The organism is Leptothrix mechoopdaensis (SeqCode) (genome assembly GCF_053893855.1).
In genome coordinates this window covers 799,388-819,001 of record NZ_CM132699.1, presented here as the reverse complement: position 1 = coordinate 819,001, position 19,614 = coordinate 799,388, and the positions used below count along the sequence as shown (strand labels likewise).

The 19,614-nt window shown below is 68.6% G+C and carries 13 protein-coding genes; 6 read left to right on the top strand and 7 right to left on the bottom strand.

Annotation, left to right across the window (positions count from 1 at the left end; translation table 11 throughout):
- Positions 1-32 precede the first annotated feature (32 nt).
- Both clpA and clpS read right to left on the bottom strand, forming a co-directional pair.
- Positions 33-2,351, bottom strand: a complete 2,319-nt coding sequence (clpA, locus tag ACWA7K_RS03705) for an ATP-dependent Clp protease ATP-binding subunit ClpA (protein ID WP_456165766.1) — start codon at positions 2,349-2,351, stop codon at positions 33-35.
- Complete coding sequence (gene clpS / locus ACWA7K_RS03700) at positions 2,348-2,704, bottom strand: ATP-dependent Clp protease adapter ClpS (RefSeq protein WP_456168673.1); 357 nt, start codon at positions 2,702-2,704, stop codon at positions 2,348-2,350. The genes clpA and clpS overlap by 4 nt, the downstream gene beginning before the upstream one ends.
- Before the next feature lie 185 nt (positions 2,705-2,889).
- Between clpS and ACWA7K_RS03695 the strand changes: the two genes are divergently transcribed.
- Positions 2,890-3,123 carry a cold shock domain-containing protein gene (locus tag ACWA7K_RS03695; protein WP_456165764.1) on the top strand — a complete coding sequence of 78 codons (234 nt, stop codon included), beginning with the start codon at positions 2,890-2,892 and terminating at the stop codon, positions 3,121-3,123.
- 107 nt (positions 3,124-3,230) lie between these two features.
- Here ACWA7K_RS03695 and ACWA7K_RS03690 read toward each other — a convergent pair whose 3' ends face one another.
- Complete coding sequence (locus tag ACWA7K_RS03690) at positions 3,231-3,863, bottom strand: glutaredoxin family protein (RefSeq protein ID WP_456165762.1); 633 nt, start codon at positions 3,861-3,863, stop codon at positions 3,231-3,233.
- A gap of 157 nt (positions 3,864-4,020) precedes the next feature.
- Here ACWA7K_RS03690 and ACWA7K_RS03685 point away from each other — a divergent pair, with 157 nt between their 5' ends.
- Positions 4,021-5,040, top strand: a complete 1,020-nt coding sequence (locus ACWA7K_RS03685) for an MBL fold metallo-hydrolase (RefSeq protein WP_456165760.1) — start codon at positions 4,021-4,023, stop codon at positions 5,038-5,040.
- 86 nt (positions 5,041-5,126) lie between these two features.
- Here ACWA7K_RS03685 and lpdA read toward each other — a convergent pair whose 3' ends face one another.
- From lpdA to aceE, 3 genes are read right to left on the bottom strand one after another with little or no spacing between them, the layout of a single operon-like run.
- Positions 5,127-6,989 (bottom strand): dihydrolipoyl dehydrogenase, encoded by a 1,863-nt coding sequence (lpdA, locus tag ACWA7K_RS03680; protein ID WP_456165758.1) that lies wholly within the window; start codon positions 6,987-6,989, stop codon positions 5,127-5,129.
- A 14-nt stretch (positions 6,990-7,003) separates the two neighbouring features.
- Positions 7,004-8,680: a dihydrolipoyllysine-residue acetyltransferase gene (gene aceF / locus ACWA7K_RS03675; RefSeq protein ID WP_456165756.1), complete on the bottom strand. Its 1,677-nt coding sequence runs from the start codon at positions 8,678-8,680 to the stop codon at positions 7,004-7,006.
- A gap of 21 nt (positions 8,681-8,701) precedes the next feature.
- Positions 8,702-11,410 carry a pyruvate dehydrogenase (acetyl-transferring), homodimeric type gene (aceE, locus tag ACWA7K_RS03670; RefSeq protein WP_456165754.1) on the bottom strand — a complete coding sequence of 903 codons (2,709 nt, stop codon included), beginning with the start codon at positions 11,408-11,410 and terminating at the stop codon, positions 8,702-8,704.
- A gap of 173 nt (positions 11,411-11,583) precedes the next feature.
- On the opposite strand from aceE, the gene ACWA7K_RS03665 reads away from it, so the two are divergent.
- The 3 genes from ACWA7K_RS03665 to folD all read left to right on the top strand — a co-directional run bounded on the left by ACWA7K_RS03665 (position 11,584) and on the right by folD (position 15,755).
- The gene (locus ACWA7K_RS03665; RefSeq protein WP_456165752.1) at positions 11,584-14,160 is read left to right on the top strand and encodes a PAS domain S-box protein; all 2,577 of its coding nucleotides are present in this window, start codon (positions 11,584-11,586) and stop codon (positions 14,158-14,160) included.
- On the top strand, positions 14,157-14,780 hold the full coding sequence (locus ACWA7K_RS03660; RefSeq protein WP_130480508.1) for a response regulator transcription factor: 624 nt from the start codon (positions 14,157-14,159) through the stop codon (positions 14,778-14,780). The genes ACWA7K_RS03665 and ACWA7K_RS03660 overlap by 4 nt, the downstream gene beginning before the upstream one ends.
- Positions 14,781-14,906: 126 nt before the next feature.
- A complete protein-coding gene (gene folD / locus ACWA7K_RS03655) occupies positions 14,907-15,755 on the top strand; it encodes a bifunctional methylenetetrahydrofolate dehydrogenase/methenyltetrahydrofolate cyclohydrolase FolD (RefSeq protein WP_456165750.1) in 849 nt (282 codons plus the stop codon).
- Between the two features lie 26 nt (positions 15,756-15,781).
- Here folD and ACWA7K_RS03650 read toward each other — a convergent pair whose 3' ends face one another.
- Positions 15,782-17,782 carry a sigma-54-dependent Fis family transcriptional regulator gene (locus tag ACWA7K_RS03650; RefSeq protein ID WP_456165748.1) on the bottom strand — a complete coding sequence of 667 codons (2,001 nt, stop codon included), beginning with the start codon at positions 17,780-17,782 and terminating at the stop codon, positions 15,782-15,784.
- Between the two features lie 255 nt (positions 17,783-18,037).
- Between ACWA7K_RS03650 and exaC the strand changes: the two genes are divergently transcribed.
- A complete protein-coding gene (exaC, locus tag ACWA7K_RS03645; RefSeq protein WP_456165746.1) occupies positions 18,038-19,558 on the top strand; it encodes an acetaldehyde dehydrogenase ExaC in 1,521 nt (506 codons plus the stop codon).
- Positions 19,559-19,614 lie beyond the last annotated feature (56 nt).

The following is a 19,614-nucleotide window of genomic DNA, read 5'->3' as shown; positions in this document are numbered from 1 at the left end:
CGGGGCTTCTCGGGCAGCGGGTCTCGCGCGGATCAGGCCGTCGCAGGCTCCGACTTCGGCTTGTCGCTCTTGTTGCGCGGCTCGATGTCGAGCAGCACCTCGCCCTTGTCGTCGAGGTCGACCGTCAGGCGACCGCCTTCGGTCAGGCGACCGAACAGCAGCTCGTCGGCCAGCGCACGGCGGATCGTGTCCTGGATCAGGCGCTGCATCGGACGTGCGCCCATCAGCGGATCGAAGCCCTTCTTGCCCAGGTGCTTGCGCAGCGCGTCGGTGAAGGTCACCTCGACCTTCTTCTCGCCGAGCTGGCTCTCGAGCTGCAGCAGGAACTTGTCGACCACGCGCAGGATGATCTCCTCGTCCAGCGCCCGGAAGCTGACGATGGCGTCGAGCCGGTTGCGGAACTCGGGCGTGAACATGCGCTTGATGTCACCCATCTCGTCGCCGCTCTCGCGCGCCGTCGTGAAGCCGATGGTGGCCTTCTGCATGGTCTCGGCACCCGCGTTGGTCGTCATGATGACGATGACGTTGCGGAAGTCGGCCTTGCGCCCGTTGTTGTCGGTCAGCGTGCCGTGGTCCATGACCTGCAGCAGCACGTTGAAGACGTCCGGATGGGCCTTCTCGATCTCGTCAAGCAGCAGCACGCAATGCGGCTTCTTGGTGACCGCCTCGGTCAGCAGACCGCCCTGGTCGAAGCCGACATAACCCGGAGGCGCGCCGATCAGGCGGCTGACGGCGTGACGCTCCATGTACTCGGACATGTCGAAGCGGATCAGGTCGATGCCCAGGATGTAGGCCAGCTGCTTGGCGACCTCGGTCTTGCCCACGCCCGTCGGGCCGCTGAACAGGAAGGCGCCGATCGGCTTCTCGGGCTTGCCCAGGCCGGAACGCGCCATCTTGATCGCGCCGGACAGCGCGTCGATCGCCGGGTCCTGGCCGAACACCACGCTCTTCAGGTCACGGTCCAGGCTCTTGAGCTTTGAGCGGTCGTCGCTGGAGACACTGGCCGGCGGGATGCGGGCGATCTTGGCGACGATGTCCTCGACCTCGTTGCGGGTGATCTTCTTCTTCTGCTTGCTCTTGGGCAGCACGCGCTGGGCCGCACCGGCCTCGTCGATCACGTCGATCGCCTTGTCGGGCAGGTGACGGTCGTTGATGAACTTGGCCGACAGCTCGGCGGCGGCCTGCAGCGCACCCAGGTCGTACTTGACGCTGTGGTGCTCCTCGAAGCGCGACTTCAGGCCCTTGAGGATCTCGATGGTCTGCTCGACCGAGGGTTCGACCACGTCGACCTTCTGGAAGCGCCGCGACAGCGCCGCGTCCTTCTCGAAGATGCCGCGGTACTCGGTGAAGGTGGTCGCGCCGATGCACTTGATCTGGCCCGAGCTGAGCGCGGGCTTGAGCAGGTTGCTGGCGTCGAGCGTGCCGCCCGAAGCCGCACCGGCGCCGATCAGCGTGTGAATCTCGTCGATGAACAGGATCGCGTGCGGGTGTTCCTTGAGCTGCTTGAGCACGCCCTTCAGGCGCTGCTCGAAGTCGCCGCGGTACTTGGTGCCGGCCAGCAGCGCGCCCATGTCGAGCGAATACACGGTCGACTCGGCCAGCACGTCGGGCACGTCGGACTGCGTGATGCGCCAGGCCAGGCCCTCGGCGATGGCGGTCTTGCCCACGCCGGCCTCGCCGACCAGCAGCGGGTTGTTCTTGCGGCGGCGGCACAGCACCTGGATCACGCGCTCGACCTCGTGCTCGCGGCCGATCAGCGGATCGATGCGGCCGTCACGCGCAGCCTGGTTGAGGTTCTGCGTGTACTGGTCCAGCGGTGAGCCCTTGCCTTCGCCCTCTTCCTTGTCGGAATCGTTGCCCGACGAGTTGCCGGTCGGCTCGCTGCCACTGCCCTTGGTGGGCTCGGGCGGCTCGCTCTTCTTGATGCCGTGGGCGATGAAGTTGACGACGTCCAGGCGCGTCACGCCCTGCTGGTGCAGGTAGTAGACGGCGTGCGAATCCTTCTCGCCGAAGATCGCCACCAGCACGTTTGCGCCGGTGACTTCCTTCTTGCCGTTGCCGGTGGACTGCACATGCATGATCGCCCGCTGGATCACGCGCTGGAAACCCAGCGTCGGCTGCGTGTCGACCTCGTCGGTGCCACCGACCGTGGGCGTGTTTTCCTTGATGAACTGCGACAGGCTCTTGCGCAGGTCATCGATGTTCGCGGCGCAAGCCTTGAGCACCTCGGACGCCGAGGGGTTGTCCAGCAGCGCCAGCAACAGGTGCTCGACGGTGATGAACTCGTGCCGCTGTTGGCGCGCCTCGACGAACGCCATGTGCAGACTGACTTCCAACTCTTGCGCGATCATGCGACCTCCATCGTGCACTGCAGCGGATGACCCGCCCTTCGTGCGGCTGCCATCACCATCTCCACTTTCGTGGCGGCGACATCCTGGGTATAGACACCACAGACCGCCCGGCCCTCATGATGAATCTTCAACATGATCTGGGTGGCGGTCTCGAGGTCGTGACGAAAGAACTGCTGCAGCACCATCACGACGAACTCCATGGGCGTGAAGTCGTCGTTCAGCATCAGGACCTGATAGACGCGCGGGGGCTCCGTGCGCTGGTGCTGCTTCTCGGCAATGACCGCGCCCTGGCCGTCGTCGGGGGACGGCGGCACACGCGGTGGGTCAGGCTTGCGCTCGGTCATGCGAACCATTCTATAGACGGCCCGCAGGCCTCGCCCAAGCGAGGCAATGACGCCTTGCACGGCCCGCTCGCAGGTGTTCCGGAAATCGGAAAACGGCGTTCGGAAACGTTCACGGGCAGGGTCTTTCCTGCGTTGACAAGCCTCTTTCGCGATAACGAGAATCTCGAAACAAATTTCGGCACGAGGAGCGAGAGATGGCACGCGGCATCGTCAAGTGGTTCAACGACGTGAAGGGCTTCGGGTTCATTGAACCGGAAGGTGGCGGAGAGGACGTCTTCGCGCACTTCTCGGCGATCCAGATGGACGGTTTCCGTACCCTCAAGCAGGGTTCCTCGGTCGATTTCGATCTCGTGGACGGCCCCAAGGGGAAGCTGGCGCAGAACATCCGCGCCGCCGAGGCTGCCCTGCGCGCGACCGCTCCGACCTGACCACCCGACGCCCCGTTGCCAAGCCCGCGCGACGCGGGCTTTTTGCTGTCCGCCCGTCGAGCCCGGGCTGCGGTGTCGCGTGGTCATGGCGAGCAGACTGATTCCGATCAGAAACGAATCCCGCCCGCTGCGGGGTTGACCGGCGCCGTCGGGGAGACCGGCGCAATCGTTGTCGTCTGCGGCGCGGATCGGGCCGGCGCCGCCTCGGCATTGCGTGGCGCTGCCAGCGGTTCGGGCGCGGCGTGGCGCCAGGTCGACGGCAGCACCGATGTGCGCGGGTAGCCCGCCGCGTCCAGCATCGCCTGCCAGTCATCGGCCGCGTAGCCGACCAGTTGCTGGCGACCCAGCCGCAGCACCGGCACCTCGGTGGTCTGTTCGAGCCGGCGCAGCTCGCGCACGCCCTCGTCATCGGATGCGACCCGCTCGGTGTAAGGCACGCCACGCGCACGCAGCGCCGCCCGGGCGGTGTCGCAGGCGGCACAGGACGGCGCGGTGTAGAGCGTGGCCGGGTAGCGCGTCACGGCCTGACGCAGCATGTAGGGCAGCTCCGGCGCCGCCGTGACGCTGGCCGCAGGCGTGGCGTCGCGGCGCAGCGGCTGGACCTTCAGGCCGCGGTCGACCGGTTCGCGGTCGGTGTAGGTCACGGTGCCGTCGGGCGAGACCACCTTGAACTGGGCCGAGGACAGCGCCGGCAGCGCCAGCGCGACAGCGCACAGGCTCAGGGCTACGGCTCGGGTCATGGGGTTCTCCAGGGGACGTGCGGCAAAGGTCGGAACTGCGAAAGATCGTATCAGCGGCCCGTCACCGGCAAGGCCCGATCTGGCACCCGAGCCGGCCCCATTCCTGTCGCATTTCGCACGGGCCGCGACGCGATGGCCGCTGGCATGATCCGAAGCCATGAGCCTGACACCCCCCTCCAACGAAGCGCCGGATGTCTTCCTGAAGCCGCTCGAACACGGCATCACCGTGGTCGACACCGGCTTCCACCGCGCCGACTTCGACGCCGCCTACCTGATCGTCAGCCCGGAAGGCCGCGCCGCCTTCATCGACACCGGCCACAACGTCGCCGTGCCGCGCCTGCTGGCCGCCCTGGAACATGCCGGCCTGGGCCGCGACGCGGTCGACTGGGTCATCCCCACCCATGTCCACCTGGACCACGCCGGCGGTGCCGGCCTGCTGATGGCCAACCTGCCCGCCGCGCAGGCGCTGATCCACCCGCGCGGCGCGCGCCACCTGATCAACCCGCTGGCGCTGGTCGAGGGCGCCCGGGCGGTCTACGGCCCCGACGAGGTGCTGCGCACCTATGGCCACATCCTGCCGATCGCCGCCGAGCGCGTGGTCGAGAGCCACGACGAGATGACCGTGATGCTGGGCAGCCGCGCGCTGCGCCTGATCGACAGCCCCGGCCACGCCCGCCACCACCACGCGATCTGGGACGAGCAGAGCCGCGGCTGGTTCACCGGCGACACCTTCGGCATCAGCTACCGCGACCTGGACGGCGCGCCGCTGCAGCCCGGCGGCGCCCCGCGCGTCTACATCATGCCCAGCAGCACGCCGGTGCAGTTCGAGCCCGACGCGATGCGAGCCTCGATCGCGCGGATGCTGGCGGCCCGGCCCGACTGGATCTACCCGACCCACTACGGCCGGCTGGGCGACGTGCCGGCGCTGGCCGCGCAGATCCTCGAACAGGTCGATGCCTTCGAGCAGGGCGCGCTGGCCTGGGCCCGTGCCCACCCGGGCGCCGACGCGGCCACGCGCGAGGCCGCGATGGTGGCGCTGATGCGCGAGATCCTGCTCGGCGCCGCCCGCCGCGCCGGTTCGCCGCTCAGCGACGAGGCCGCCGCCGAGCGGCTGGACATCGACATCCGCCTGAATGGTCAGGGGCTGGCGATCTGGCTGGCCAAACAGGCGGTATAGGCACGTGGCCTGAACATGAAAAAGCCGCCCTCGGCTGGCGCCGGGGCGGCTTTCGAGGCGGGCCGACGAGGCCCGCCCAAGGCGCGTCAGCGCTTGGCCGGCGGCAGGTCCGTGCAGGAGCCGTGCGCGACCTCGGCGGCCATGCCGATGCTCTCGCCGAGCGTCGGGTGCGGGTGGATGGTCTTGCCGATGTCCACCGCGTCCGCGCCCATCTCGATGGCCAGCGCGATCTCGCCGATCATGTCGCCCGCATGGGTGCCGACCATGCCGCCGCCGAGGATCTTGCCGTGGCCGTGGGCCTCGGGCGAATCGTCGAACAGCAGCTTGGTAAAGCCTTCGTCGCGACCGTTGGCGATGGCGCGGCCGGAGGCCGACCACGGGAACAGGCCCTTCTTGACCTTGATGCCCTGCGCCTTGGCCTGGTCCTCGGTCAGGCCGACCCAGGCCACTTCCGGATCGGTGTAGGCCACGCTCGGGATGACCCGGGCGTTGAACGCCGCAGCCGCCAGTTCCTTGTTGCCCTGCAGCGTGCCGGCGATGACCTCGGCGGCCACGTGCGCCTCGTGCACCGCCTTGTGGGCGAGCATGGGCTGGCCGACGATGTCGCCGATCGCGAAGATGTGCGGCACGTTGGTGCGCATCTGGATGTCGACCGGGATGAAGCCCCGGTCGGTCACCGCGACGCCGGCCTGATCGGCGCCGATCTTCTTGCCGTTCGGGCTGCGGCCCACGGCCTGCAGGACCAGGTCGTAGAGCCCTTCGGAGGTCGTGCCGTCCAGACCCTCGAAGCGGACCTTGATGCCTTCGGGCGTGGCCTCGGCACCGACGGTCTTGGTCTTCAACATGATCTTGTCGAAGCGGCCCTTGTTCATCTTCTCCCAGACCTTGACGAGGTCGCGGTCGGCGCCCTGCATCAGGCCGTCGAGCATCTCGACCACGTCCAGGCGGGCGCCCAGCGTGCTGTAGACCGTGCCCATCTCCAGGCCGATGATGCCGCCGCCGACGATCAGCATCTTCTTGGGCACCGACTTCAGCGCCAGCGCGCCGGTCGAGTCGACGATGCGCTCGTCCTGCGGGAAGAACGGCAGCTTCACCGACTGCGAGCCCGCCGCGATGATGGCGTGCTTGAACTTGACGACCTTCTGCCCGCCGCTCGATTCGGTGCCCGTGCCGGTCGTCTCGCTGACCTTCACGTGATACGGATCGAGGAAGGTGCCGATGCCGCGCACGGTCGTGACCTTGCGCATCTTGGCCATCGCCGCGAGGCCGCCGGTCAGCTTGCCGATGACCTTTTCCTTGTGGCCGCGCAGCTGGTCGACGTTGACGGTGGGCGCGCCGAAGCTCACGCCCAGATCGGCCATGTGGCTGACCTCGTCCATCACGGCGGCCACGTGCAGCAGCGCCTTCGACGGGATGCAGCCCACGTTCAGGCAGACGCCGCCGAGCGTCGCGTAGCGCTCGACGATGACGACCTTCAGGCCCAGGTCGGCGGCCCGGAAGGCGGCCGAATAGCCGCCGGGGCCGGCGCCCAGCACCAGCACGTCGCATTCGACGTCGGCCGCGCCGGCATAGGTGGCTGCAGGCAAGGCCGCTGACCCCTCACCTCGGCCCTCTCCCGCAAGGGGAGAGGGGGCAGGAACTTTCGCTGGCGCCGGGCTGGCTCCCTCTCCCTTGACGGGAGAGGGTTGGGGTGAGGGTGATGCGCCCGCCCCAGCCGCCTCCAGCGACAGGATCACGCTGCCCTGGTTGACCTTGTCGCCGATCGCGACCTTGATGGCCTGCACCACGCCGGCGTGCGACGAGGGGATCTCCATCGAGGCCTTGTCGGACTCGACGGTGATCAGGCTCTGCTCGGCCTTCACCGTGTCACCCGGCTTGACCAGGATCTCGATGATGCCGACATCCTTGAAGTCGCCGATGTCGGGAACTTGAACTTCGATCAATGCCATGTCGTGTCCCCGGCTCAGAGCACGATGCGGCGGAAGTCCGCCAGCAGCGATGCGAAGTACACGTTGAAGCGTGCGGCGGCCGCGCCGTCGATGACGCGGTGGTCCCACGACAGCGACAGCGGCAGGATCAGGCGCGGCTGGAAGGCCTTGCCGTCCCACTTGGGCTCGATCGTGCTCTTGCACACGCCCATGATCGCGACCTCGGGGGCGTTGATGATCGGCGTGAAGTACTTGCCGCCGATGCCGCCGAGCGACGAGATGCTGAAGCAGCCGCCGGTCATGTCGGCCGGGCCGAGCTTGCCGTCACGCGCCTTCTTGGCCAGCTCGCCCATCTCGGTGCTGATCTGGAAGATGCCCTTCTTGTCGGCATCCTTGATCACCGGGACCACCAGGCCGTTGGGCGTGTCCGCCGCGAAGCCGATGTGGAAGTAGTTCTTCAGCACCAGCGTGTCGCCGTCGAGCGAGGCGTTGAACTCGGGGAACTTCTTGAGCGCGGCCACGGCGGCCTTGATCATGAAGGCCAGCATCGTGACCTTGATGCCGCTCTTCTCGTTCTCCTTGTTGGTCTGGACCCGGAAGGCTTCCAGCTCGGTGATGTCGGCCTCGTCATGGTTGGTGACGTGCGGGATCACGACCCAGTTGCGGTGCAGGTTGGCGCCGCTGATCTTCTTGATGCGCGACAGATCCTTGCGCTCGACCGGACCGAACTTCGCGAAGTCGACCTGCGGCCACGGCAGCAGGCCCGGGAACGCGCCACCGGCGGCGGCCGGTGCGGCGGCGGGCGCCTTGGCCTTCTGGGCCGCGGTCTGCACCGCACCGCCCATCACGCCCTTGACGAAGCCCTGGATGTCGGACTGGGTGATGCGGCCCTTGTGGCCGCTGCCCTTGACCTCGTCCAGCGGCACGCCCAGTTCGCGGGCGAACTTGCGGATCGACGGCGAGGCGTGCGGCAGGTTGAGCTTCTGCGCGGTCGGGTCGTGGGCCGGCACGCTGGCGGCGGCGGCCACCGGCGCGGCCGCAGCCACGGATGCCGCAGCGGGTGCAGCAGCCGGAGCAGCCGGGGCAGCAGCAGCGGCGGCCGGTGCAGCAGCGACAGCGCCACCGCCCACGCCCTCGATCACCGCGATCAGCGAGCCCTTGCTCACCTTGTCGCCGATCTTGATCTTCAGCTCCTTGAGCACGCCGGCATGCGACGACGGGATCTCCATCGACGCCTTGTCCGACTCGACCGTGATCAGGCTCTGCTCGGCCTTGATCGTGTCGCCCGGCTTGACCAGCAGCTCGATCACCGCGACCTCGGCGAAGTCGCCGATGTCGGGCACGAAGATGTCGATCGGGCCGGCGGCGGCCGGGGCAGCGGCGGCCACGGGCGCAGCGGCCGGGGCAGCGGCCACCGGCGCCGGAGCGGCGGCCGGTGCGGCGGCGGGCGCCGGAGCCGGCGCGGCTGCGCCGCCCGCGACTTCCAGCAGCAGCAGCAGCGTGCCTTCGCTGACCTTGTCGCCCATCGCGACCTTGAGTTCCTTGACCACGCCGGCGTGGGACGACGGGATCTCCATCGAGGCCTTGTCCGACTCGACCGTGATCAGGCTCTGTTCCGCCTTGATGGTGTCGCCCGGCTTGACCAGCAGCTCGATGATCGCCACTTCCTTGAAGTCCCCGATGTCGGGGACCTTCACTTCAACCAATGCCATGTTGTTGTCTCCGTTGCTGCGTCAGGCGACCAGCGGGTTGATCTTGTCGACGTTGATGCCGTACTTCTTGATCGCCTCGGCAACCTTGGCCACCGGCAGCTTGCCCTCGTCGGCCAGCGCACGCAGCGCGGCGACGACGATGTAGTGGCGGTTGACCTCGAAGTGCTCGCGCAGCTTGCTGCGGAAGTCGCTGCGACCGAAGCCGTCGGTGCCCAGCACGGTGTAGCTGCGGCCCTTCGGGATGAAGGCGCGGATCTGCTCGGCGTAGCTCTTCATGTAGTCGGTCGACGCGATGACCGGGCCGTCGTGCGGCGCCAGCTGCTGGGCCACGAACGACACGCGGGCCTTCTCGGTCGGGTGCAGCAGGTTCCAGCGCTCGGCGGCCTGGCCGTCGCGGCCCAGCTCGTTGAAGCTCGGGCAGCTCCAGACGTTGGCCGAGACGCCCCAGTCGGCGGCCAGCAGCGTGCGGGCGGCCATCGACTCGCGCAGGATCGTGCCCGAGCCCAGCAGGTTGACGCTGAACTTGGCGCCGGCAGCGCCTTCCTCCAGCAGGTACATGCCCTTGATGATCTGCTCCTCGGTGCCGGCCTTCAGGCCCGGCATCGGGTAGTTCTCGTTGAGCAGCGTCAGGTAGTAGAAGACGTTCTCCTGCTTCTCGACCATGCGCTTCAGGCCGTGCTGCATGATCACCGCGACCTCGTGGGCGAAGGTCGGGTCGTAGCTGACGCAGTTCGGGATCGTGCCGGCGAGGATGTGGCTGTGGCCGTCCTCGTGCTGCAGGCCTTCGCCGTTCAGCGTGGTCCGGCCGGACGTGCCGCCCAGCAGGAAGCCGCGGGCCTGCATGTCGCCGGCCGCCCAGGCCAGGTCACCGATGCGCTGGAAGCCGAACATCGAGTAGTAGACGTAGAACGGCACCATGATCCGGTTGCTGGTGCTGTAGGACGTCGCCGCCGCGATCCAGCTGGACATGCCGCCGGCCTCGTTGATGCCTTCCTGCAGGATCTGGCCGGCCTTGTCCTCGCGGTAGTACATGACCTGGTCCTTGTCGACCGGGGTGTACTGCTGACCTGCGGGGTTGTAGATGCCGACCTGGCGGAACAGGCCTTCCATGCCGAAGGTGCGAGCCTCGTCGACGAGGATGGGCACGACGCGCGGGCCGAGCGCCTGGTCACGCAGCAGCTGCGTCAGGAAGCGCACGTAGGCCTGGGTGGTCGAGATCTCGCGGCCTTCGGCGGTCGGATCGAGCACGGCCTTGAAGGTCTCCAGCGCCGGCACGGTGAAGCTCTCGTCGGCCTTGGTGCGGCGATGCGGCAGGTAGCCGCCCAGCGCTTGGCGACGCTCGTGCAGGTACTTCATCTCCGGCGTGTCGTCGGCCGGCTTGTAGAACGGGATCTTCGGCAGCTCGCTGTCGGGCACCGGGATGTTGAAGCGGTCGCGGAAGATCTTGATGTCCTCGTCGGTCAGCTTCTTGGTCTGGTGGACGGTGTTCTTGCCCTCGCCAACCTTGCCCATGCCGAAGCCCTTGACGGTCTTGATCAGCAGCACCGTCGGCTGGCCCTTGGTGTTGACCGCCTGGTGGTAGGCCGCATAGACCTTCTGCGGGTCGTGGCCGCCACGGCGCAGGTTCCAGATGTCGTCGTCGCTCAGGTGGGCGACCATCTCCAGCGTGCGCGGGTCACGGCCGAAGAAGTGCTTGCGGACATAGGCGCCGTCGTTGGCCTTGAAGGCCTGGTAGTCGCCGTCCAGCGTGTCCATCATCAGCTTGCGCAGGGCGCCGTCCTTGTCGCGCGCCAGCAGCGGATCCCAGTTGCTGCCCCACAGCAGCTTGATGACGTTCCAGCCGGCACCGCGGAACTCGCTCTCGAGCTCCTGGATGATCTTGCCGTTGCCACGCACCGGGCCGTCCAGTCGCTGCAGGTTGCAGTTGATGACGAAGATCAGGTTGTCGAGGTTCTCGCGCGCGGCCAGGCCGATCGCGCCGAGCGACTCGACCTCGTCCATCTCGCCGTCGCCGCAGAAGACCCAGACCTTGCGGTTCTCGGTGTTGGCGATGCCGCGGGCGTGCAGGTACTTCAGGAAACGCGCCTGGTAGATCGCCATCAGCGGGCCCAGGCCCATCGAGACGGTCGGGAACTGCCAGAACTCGGGCATCAGCTTCGGGTGCGGGTAGCTCGACAGGCCCTTGCCGTCGACTTCCTGGCGGAAGTTCAGCAGCTGTTCCTCGGTCAGGCGGCCTTCCAGATAGGCGCGGGCATAGACGCCCGGCGAGACGTGGCCCTGGATGTAGAGGCAGTCACCGCCGTGGTTCTCGCTCTCGGCGTGCCAGAAGTGGTTGAAGCCGGCGCCGAACATGTGGGCCAGCGAGGCGAACGAGCCGATGTGGCCGCCCAGGTCGCCGCCGTCTTCCGGGTTGTGGCGGTTGGCCTTCACGACCATCGCCATCGCGTTCCAGCGCATGTAGGCGCGCAGGCGCTCCTCGATCTCGATGTTGCCGGGGCAGCGCGCTTCCTGGTCCGGCTCGATCGTGTTGACGTAGCCGGTGTTGGCCGAGAACGGCATGTCGATGCTGTTCTGGCGCGCGTGTTCGAGCAGGTCTTCGAGCAGCTGGTGGGCGCGCTCGCCGCCCTCGGCCTGGATGACGGCGCTGAGGGCGTCCAGCCACTCGCGGGTTTCCTGGTTCAGGGCGTCGGCATCGGCCTGACTCGGCTGGCTCTGTGGCTGGGCGGACATGCAGTCTCCTCTTGGGGCGTCTCGGGGGGCGTCTCGGATCCCCGCACCACGCGGGGTCGGCGCGCAGTGTTGCACAAGAGGGTGCGAATTTCAAATCGTGCCGAACACTTTCACTATATGAAATGCAGGCACGAACGATCGTTCGCCTGCGGGGCGCCACGGATAATTCGGACATGACCGATCGTCGAATCCCTGCCGCAGCCGCCCCACCGACCCGGGTCCGGCCGCGGCGCATCTTCTGGGCCTGGTGGCGCGGCATGTCGCCGGCCCGTCAGGACCGTGTGGCGACCCTGGCACCGCTCCTGTCGGTGCTGCTGTTCCTGGCGGCGATCGTGGCCGCGTTCTGGTACCTGCGCAATGAGGAAGTCGAGCGGGAGATCGAGTCGGTCCGGCGCGATGCCGAGCTGGTGCAGCAGCAGATCCGGCTGCGCCTGATCGAGAACCAGGAGCAGTTCGTCCGGGTCGCCCGCGAGGTCATGCAGCGCAGCGCCGACCGCGGTCATTTCGACACCCAGGCCGAGGCGCTGCTGCGCACCCGGCCCGAGATCATCGGCATCAGCTGGCTCGACGCGGCCCAGCAGACGCAGGCCCGGATGATCTCGCCCGACCTGGCCGGCTCCTTGCCCCACCTGTCGATGTCCGGCCCCAACCAGCCATTGCCAGAGGCCGCGCGGCGCGCCTTCCACGACGCCCGCGAGCTGCGCCTGCCGATCTATTCGCGCCCGTTCACGCACGACGAGCGCATCGGCGTGGTCCAGCTGCACGTGCCGCTGATCGACCACGGCGCCTTCGTCGGCACGCTGATGGTCGAGTACTCGATCGAGGCCCTGCTGCGCTACTTCGTGCCGGTCGACGTCCAGCAGCGCCATGTCATCAGCCTGCTCGACGAGTCCGACACGGTGCTGGCCAGCACGATGGCCAGCCAGCCCGGGCGGACCCGCGGCAAGCTGATCTACGACGTCAGCTTCGGCACCGTCGGCCAGGGCCTGACGCTGCGCGGCGAGGGTTACCGGACCTCCTTCGGCCTGATCGGAAACACGCTGTTCTGGATGGTGCTGGCGCTGTCGGTGCTGACGGTCTGGATGCTGCTGGGCACCTGGCGGCACATGCGCCGGCGGCTGCAGATCCAGGGCGCGCTGGTGCAGGAGACCAACTTCCGCCGGGCGATGGAGAACTCCATGCTGACGGGCATGCGGGCGATGGACCAGGACGGCCGCATCACCTACGTCAACCCGGCCTTCTGCGCCATGACCGGTTTCAGCGAGGCCGAGCTGATCGGCCGGATGCCGCCCTACCCGACCTGGCCGCCCGATCGCATCGAGGAAAACAGCCGGCTGCTGACCCAGGAGCTGGCCGGCCGCAGCCCCGCCGGCGGCATCGAGGTCAAGGTGCTGCGCAAGGACGGCACGCAGTTCGATGCGCGCATGTACGTCTCGCCGCTGATCGACTCGCGCGGCCAGCAGACCGGCTGGATGACCTCGATGACCAACATCACCGAGGCCAAGCGGATCCGCGACCAGCTGACCGCCTCGCACGAGCGTTTCACCACGGTGCTGGAAGGCCTGGACGCGGCGGTGTCGGTGCTGGCGGTGCAGAACAGCGAACTGCTGTTCGCCAACCGCTCGTACCGGCTCTGGTTCGGCGGCGATGCCCATTGGCACGCGCTGCTGGCCGGCATGCACGCGGCCGATGGCGGCCCGATGGCCGACGGCGAAGGCGAGTCCGATGACGTCGACGGCCTCGGCGGCCTGCCCACCGCCGAGCTGACCGATGCCAGCGTCGACACCCGCGAGGTCTACGTCGACACGCTGGAGAAGTGGTTCGACGTGCGCGCCCGCTACCTGCAATGGACCGACGGCCGGCTGGCGCAGATGCTGATCGCCACCGACATCACGGCCCGCCGCCGGATCGAGGAACTGGCGGCCCAGCAGGCCGAACGGGCCCAGGTGACGAGCCGGCTGGTGACGATGGGCGAGATGGCGTCGTCGGTGGCTCACGAGCTGAACCAGCCGCTGGCGGCCATCAGCAACTACTGCAACGGCATCATCTCGCGTCACAAGGCCGGCAAGCTCAACGACGAGGACCTGCTGTCGGCGCTGGAGAAGACCAGCCGCCAGGCGCACCGGGCCGGGCAGATCATCCACCGCATCCGCGCCTTCGTGAAACGCAGCGAGCCGCAGCGCCAGGAGGCCCGCGCCGCCGACATCGTCGAGGACGCGGTCGAGCTCGCCGGCATCGAGCTGCGGCGCCGCAACATCACGCTGCACACCTACGTGGCCCAGCGCCTGCCGGTGCTGCAGGTCGACCCGATCCTGATCGAGCAGGTGCTGCTCAACCTGATCAAGAACGCGGCCGAGGCGATCGACGGGGCGCAGCTGCCGCCCAAGCGCCGCTACATCGAGCTGCGCGTGGTGCCGCGCCACACCCCCGAACTCGGGGGCGTGATCGAGTTCAGCGTCAGCGACAACGGCCCCGGTCTGAAAGAGGAAGTGATCAATCGACTCTACGAGGCCTTCTTCTCGACCAAGACCGAGGGCCTGGGCATCGGCCTGTCGCTGTGCCGGTCGATCATCGAGTCCCACCAGGGTCGGATCAAGGCGGAGAACCTCTACAATTCCGGCCTCGTGACCGGGTGCCGTTTCACGGTCATGCTGCCGGTGCAGGCCTCGATCTCCGCGTCGATGGCGGCATCGATGGCCAGCCCGCTGAGCCCTGCCGATTCCCCCAACAAGTCCACCGAGTCCACATGAGCCTGATCCCCAAGAAAGGTACGGTCTACGTTGTCGACGATGACGAGGCCGTTCGCGACTCCCTCCAATGGCTGCTGGAGGGCAAGGACTACCGGGTCAAGTGCTTCGATTCCGCCGAAGCCTTCCTCTCCCGCTTCGACCCGCGTGAAGTGGCCTGCCTGATCGCCGACATCCGCATGGACGGCATGACCGGGCTGGAACTGCAGGACCGCCTGCTCGAACGCAAGAGCCCCCTGCCCATCGTCTTCATCACCGGCCACGGCGACGTGCCGATGGCCGTCACGACGATGAAGAAGGGTGCCGAGGACTTCATCGAGAAGCCCTTCAAGGAAGACGAGCTGGTGACGCTGGTCGAGCGCATGCTGGACCGGGCCCGCTCCTCGTTCTCGCACCACCAGGAACAGGCCAGCCGCGACGCGCTGCTCGCCCGCCTGACGACCCGCGAGGCCCAGGTGCTCGAACGCATCGTCGCCGGCCGCCTGAACAAGCAGATCGCCGATGACCTCGGCATCAGCATCAAGACGGTCGAGGCGCACCGCGCCAACATCATGGAAAAGCTCAACGCCAACACGGTGGCGGACCTGCTGAAGATCGCGCTCGGCGCGGCCGCCAAGGTCTGACCATTCTTGAGCCAACGAGAGGCCGCCTTGCGCGGCCTCTCGTGTTTTGATCGGCACCTGTTCCGACTGCCTCCAAGGGGCATCGCCCCGGAACATCGCCCACCTTCCCCGCAGACACCTCCGACCATGACCGCCCAACTGATCGACGGCAACGCCCTCTCCCGCCAGCTCCGCTCCGATGTCGCGCAACGCGCCGCCGCGCTGAGCGCCCGTGGCATCACGCCCGGCCTGGCCGTGATCCTCGTGGGCGACAACCCCGCCAGTGCCGTCTACGTGCGCAACAAGGTCAAGGCCTGCGCCGACAGCGGCCTGCATTCGGTGCTGGAAAAGCACGATGCCTCGATGACCCAGGCCGAGCTGCTGGCCCGCATCGACGCGCTGAACCAAGACCCGGCGATCCACGGCATCCTGGTGCAGCTGCCACTGCCGAAACACATCGACGACCACGCGGTGATCGAGGCCATCTCGCCGGCCAAGGATGTCGACGGCTTTCACGTGGCCAGCGCCGGTGCGCTGATGGTGGGTGAACAGGGCTTCAAGGCCTGCACGCCGTATGGCTGCATGAAGATGCTCGACAGCATCGGCATGACCGACCTGCGCGGCAAGCACGCCGTCGTCATCGGCCGCAGCAACATCGTCGGCAAGCCGATGGCGATGATGCTGCTGGCGGCGAATGCCACGGTCACCGTCTGCCACAGCGGCACGGCCGACCTGGCGCACCACACCCGTCAGGCCGACATCGTCGTGGCGGCCGTGGGCAAGCGCAACGTGCTGACGGCCGGGATGGTCAAGCCCGGCGCGGTCGTCATCGACGTCGGCATGAACCGCAACGACGAGGGCAAGTTGTGTGGCGATGTCGACTTCGACGGCGTCCGCGAAGTTGCCGGCTGGATCACGCCGGTGCCGGGCGGCGTCGGACCGATGACGATCACGATGTTGCTGGTGAACACGATCGAGGCCGCCGAGCGGCTCTGACCTGTGGCGGGTGAACCCGCCAACCCTCAGCCCTGCCGCTCCCGCAGCTTGCGGTACAACGTGTTCCGGCTGATGCCCAGCCGCCGCGCGGCCTCGGACCGGTTGCCGGCGCTGCTGCGCAGGGCCTCGGTGATGCAGCGGTCGGCCCGCAGGCGCAGGTCGGTGTCGGTGGGGTCCGTGTCGCCCCCTGCAAGCGCCTCCGTCTCGGCCGTCGCCGGCCCGTCGAGTTCGTCGAGCAGGTCTTCCGGCAGGTGGCAGCGTTCGATCTGGTGTTCGTGGTCGCCCAGCAGCGCGCAGGCCGTGCGCAGCACGTTGACCAGCTGGCGCAGGTTGCCGGGCCAGCGGTAGCCGGCGAACGCACGTGCGACGTCCGGTGACAGCGCGAGTTCGCGGCCCGGTTCCAGGTCGCGCAGCATGGCGGCCACCAGCAGGTCCAGGTCGCCACGTTCGCGCAGGCTCGGCAGGGTCAGCGACAGGCCGTTGACGCGGTAGTACAGGTCCTCGCGGAAGCGGCCGGCCTCGACCTCGCCGCGCAGCTTGCGGTGGGTCGCGCAGATCAGCCGGAAGTCGACGTCGACCGGCTTGCCGCCGCCCAGCGGCACGACCTGGCGTTCCTGCAGCACGCGCAGCAGCCGGGCCTGCATCGGCAGCGGCATGTCACCGATCTCGTCGAGGAACAGCGTGCCGCCGTGGGCCTCGCGGATGCGGCCGGGCGCGCCGTCGCGGCTGGCACCCGTGTAGGCACCGGCGCGGTAGCCGAACAGCTCGGCCTCGATCAGCGTCTCGGGCAGCGCCGCGCAGTTGACCGCGATGAAGGGCCGGTCGGCACGCGGTCCGCTGCGGTGAACTGCCCGCGCGAAGACCTCCTTGCCGGCGCCCGACTCGCCCTGCAGCAGCAGCGCGATCGGCTTGTCGAGCACCCGGCGGGCGCGTTCGACGGCGGCCTGCATCGCGGCGTCGCCACGGTCCAGCGCGGCCAGCGCGTCGACCGGCGCCAGCTCGGGTGAATGCCGGCGCGGCGGCACCGGCGTCGCGGCGATGTCGGTGGCGCGTGGCGCCGCCAGCGCGCTGGGGCCGGCCCGCACGGTGCGGCCGACGTCCAGCCGACCCCACAACGCCGTGCCGTCCAGGCGCCGCAGCTCGCGCGGCGCGCCGTTCGCACCGGGCCGGGCGGCGGCCAGCAGCACCGCCATGTCCAGCGCCAGCACCCGTTCGATCGTCAACGTGCCGATGGCGCTGCGCGGCAGGCCCAGCAGCTCCAGCGCCGCCGTGTTGGCGCCCGTGATCCAGCCGTCCTCGGACAGCGCCAGCAGCCCTTCGGTGACCGTGCCCAGGCCTTCGACCTGGCCATGCAGGCGCAGCTGCAGGCCGGCGGCGTGGCGGCTCTCGAACAGCTGGTGCTCGATCATCCGGGCGCCCGACCGCACCAGCCCGAGCGTGTGGCGATGGTGGGCGCGCCGGTCGCCGGAGATGTCGAGCACGCCCAGCAGCTGCCCGGCCGGATCGGCGATCGGCGCGGCCGCGCAGGTCAGGAAGGCGTTGCGTTCGAGGTAGTGCTCGGCGCCATGCACGACCACCGTGCCGCCCTCGGCCAGCGCGGTCCCGATGGCATTGGTGCCGCGCCATTGTTCGCTCCAGATCGCACCGGGCCGCAGCGCGACACGGGCGGCGCGGTCGGCGAAACCGAGGTCGCCCAGCGCGTGCAGCAGCATGCCCTGCGGGTCGGCCAGCACGACGATGCTGTCGCTGTCGCGGATCTGGTCGTTCAGGAAGGCCATCACCGGCCGGGCATGCGAGACCAGCGTGCGGCGCAGTTCCAGCGCCCGCGCCAGCTGCGCGGCCGAGGCGTGCGGCGTGCCCGGCATCCTGCCGTCGGGCAACAGCCCGTGCTGGCGGCTGCGTTGCCAGCTGGCCTGCAGCCCGGGCGTGACCAGGCCGTCGCTGACCTGGCCGGAGTCGAGCCACTGGCGGCGCGCGGTGCGCAGGCGGTCGGCGCTGCTGCGGGGCGTGAGGGTCGTCATCGGCATGGCGGTCGGTCTCCGGGTCAGTCTGGCGACTGTCGCCGCCGCAACCCGGCCGGGCCATCGCGCAGATTCCCGCAGGACCGTGTCCCGCGTCGTGACAGGTGTGCCACGGCCGTTGAACACCCGTGCCGCGACGGCGGTCCAGACACGGCGGTTTCCGCAAGGACCACCCGTTGGCTGGCGAAACCGGCCTGGCACGGCCGATGCGAAAAGGGCTGCGGACCCAGACGGTTCTTCCACTCTCCCGAGGAGACACACATGCTCTACGCAGCCCCCGGCGTCGCCGGCGCCAAGATCGCCTACAAGCCCCGCTACGACAACTTCATCGGCGGCCGGTTCGTTGCCCCGGTCGAAGGCCGCTACTTCGACGTGATCACGCCGATCAGCGGTCAGGTCTACACCCAGGCCGCCCGCTCGTCGGCCGCCGACGTGGAACGGGCGCTGGATGCCGCCCACGCCGCCGCGCCGAAGTGGGCCGCCACGCCGCCGGCCGAGCGCGCCAACATCCTGCTGAAGATCGCCGACCGCATCGAGCAGAACCTGGAGCTGCTGGCCTATGCCGAGACGGTCGACAACGGCAAGCCGATCCGCGAGACGCTGAACGCCGACATCCCGTTGACGGTCGACCATTTCCGCTACTTCGCCGGCTGCGTGCGGGCCCAGGAAGGCGCGCTGTCGGAGATCGACGGCCACACCATCGCCTATCACTTCCAGGAACCGCTGGGCGTCGTCGGCCAGATCATTCCGTGGAACTTCCCGATCCTGATGGCGGCCTGGAAGCTGGCCCCGGCCCTGGGCGCGGGCAACTGCGTGGTGCTCAAGCCGGCCGAATCGACGCCGATCAGCATCCTCGTGCTGACCGAGCTGATCGCCGACCTGCTGCCCCCGGGCGTGCTCAACATCGTCAACGGCTACGGCCGCGAAGCCGGCACGCCGCTGGCCACCAGCAAGCGCATCGCCAAGATCGCCTTCACCGGCTCGACGGCGACCGGCAAGGTGATCGCCCAGGCGGCGGCGGCCAACCTGATCCCGGCCACGCTGGAACTCGGCGGCAAGAGCCCGAACGTGTTCTTCGACGACGTGATGGCCGAGGACGACGCCTTCCTCGACAAGGCGATCGAGGGCCTGGTGCTGTTCGCGTTCAACCAGGGCGAGGTCTGCACCTGCCCGAGCCGCGCGCTGATCCAGGAATCGATCTACGACCGCTTCATCGAGCGCGCCCTCAAGCGCGTCGCCGCCATCCAGCAGGGCAGCCCGCTGGACACCGACACGATGATGGGCGCGCAGGCCTCGGCCATGCAGATGGACAAGATCCTGTCCTACCTCGACCTGGGCAAGCAGGAAGGCGCCCAGGTGCTGTGCGGCGGTGACCGCGCGCTGCTCGGCGGCGACCTGGCCGGCGGCTACTACATCCAGCCGACGCTGTTCCAGGGCCACAACGACATGCGCATCTTCCGCGAGGAGATCTTCGGCCCGGTGCTGGCCGTGACCACCTTCAAGGACGAGGCCGAGGCGCTGAAGATCGCCAACGACACCGTCTACGGCCTCGGCGCCGGCGTGTGGACCCGTGACGGCAGCCGCGCCTACCGCATGGGCCGCGCGATCCAGGCCGGCCGCGTCTGGACCAACTGCTACCACGCCTACCCGGCCCACGCGGCCTTCGGTGGCTACAAGGAATCGGGCATCGGCCGCGAGACGCACAAGGCCATGCTCGACCACTACCAGCAGACCAAGAACCTGCTGGTCAGCTACTCGCCCAACGCGCTCGGCTTCTTCTGAACCGACGCGCGCCGATTTCGGGGGAAACACGGCGGCCGGGCGTTGGAGAGGGGCCC

Bases quoted from the DNA above. Each gene is read 5' to 3' on its own strand.
- clpS (WP_456168673.1), bottom strand. From the start codon at position 2,704: ATGGTTCGCATGACCGAGCGCAAGCCTGACCCACCGCGTGTGCCGCCG.
- exaC (WP_456165746.1), top strand. From the start codon at position 18,038: ATGCTCTACGCAGCCCCCGGCGTCGCCGGCGCCAAGATCGCCTACAAG.
- ACWA7K_RS03695 (WP_456165764.1), top strand. From the start codon at position 2,890: ATGGCACGCGGCATCGTCAAGTGGTTCAACGACGTGAAGGGCTTCGGG.
- ACWA7K_RS03690 (WP_456165762.1), bottom strand. From the start codon at position 3,863: ATGACCCGAGCCGTAGCCCTGAGCCTGTGCGCTGTCGCGCTGGCGCTG.
- ACWA7K_RS03660 (WP_130480508.1), top strand. From the start codon at position 14,157: ATGAGCCTGATCCCCAAGAAAGGTACGGTCTACGTTGTCGACGATGAC.
- ACWA7K_RS03665 (WP_456165752.1), top strand. From the start codon at position 11,584: ATGACCGATCGTCGAATCCCTGCCGCAGCCGCCCCACCGACCCGGGTC.
- folD (WP_456165750.1), top strand. From the start codon at position 14,907: ATGACCGCCCAACTGATCGACGGCAACGCCCTCTCCCGCCAGCTCCGC.
- ACWA7K_RS03685 (WP_456165760.1), top strand. From the start codon at position 4,021: ATGAGCCTGACACCCCCCTCCAACGAAGCGCCGGATGTCTTCCTGAAG.
- ACWA7K_RS03650 (WP_456165748.1), bottom strand. From the start codon at position 17,782: ATGCCGATGACGACCCTCACGCCCCGCAGCAGCGCCGACCGCCTGCGC.
- aceF (WP_456165756.1), bottom strand. From the start codon at position 8,680: ATGGCATTGGTTGAAGTGAAGGTCCCCGACATCGGGGACTTCAAGGAA.
- clpA (WP_456165766.1), bottom strand. From the start codon at position 2,351: ATGATCGCGCAAGAGTTGGAAGTCAGTCTGCACATGGCGTTCGTCGAG.
- aceE (WP_456165754.1), bottom strand. From the start codon at position 11,410: ATGTCCGCCCAGCCACAGAGCCAGCCGAGTCAGGCCGATGCCGACGCC.
- lpdA (WP_456165758.1), bottom strand. From the start codon at position 6,989: ATGGCATTGATCGAAGTTCAAGTTCCCGACATCGGCGACTTCAAGGAT.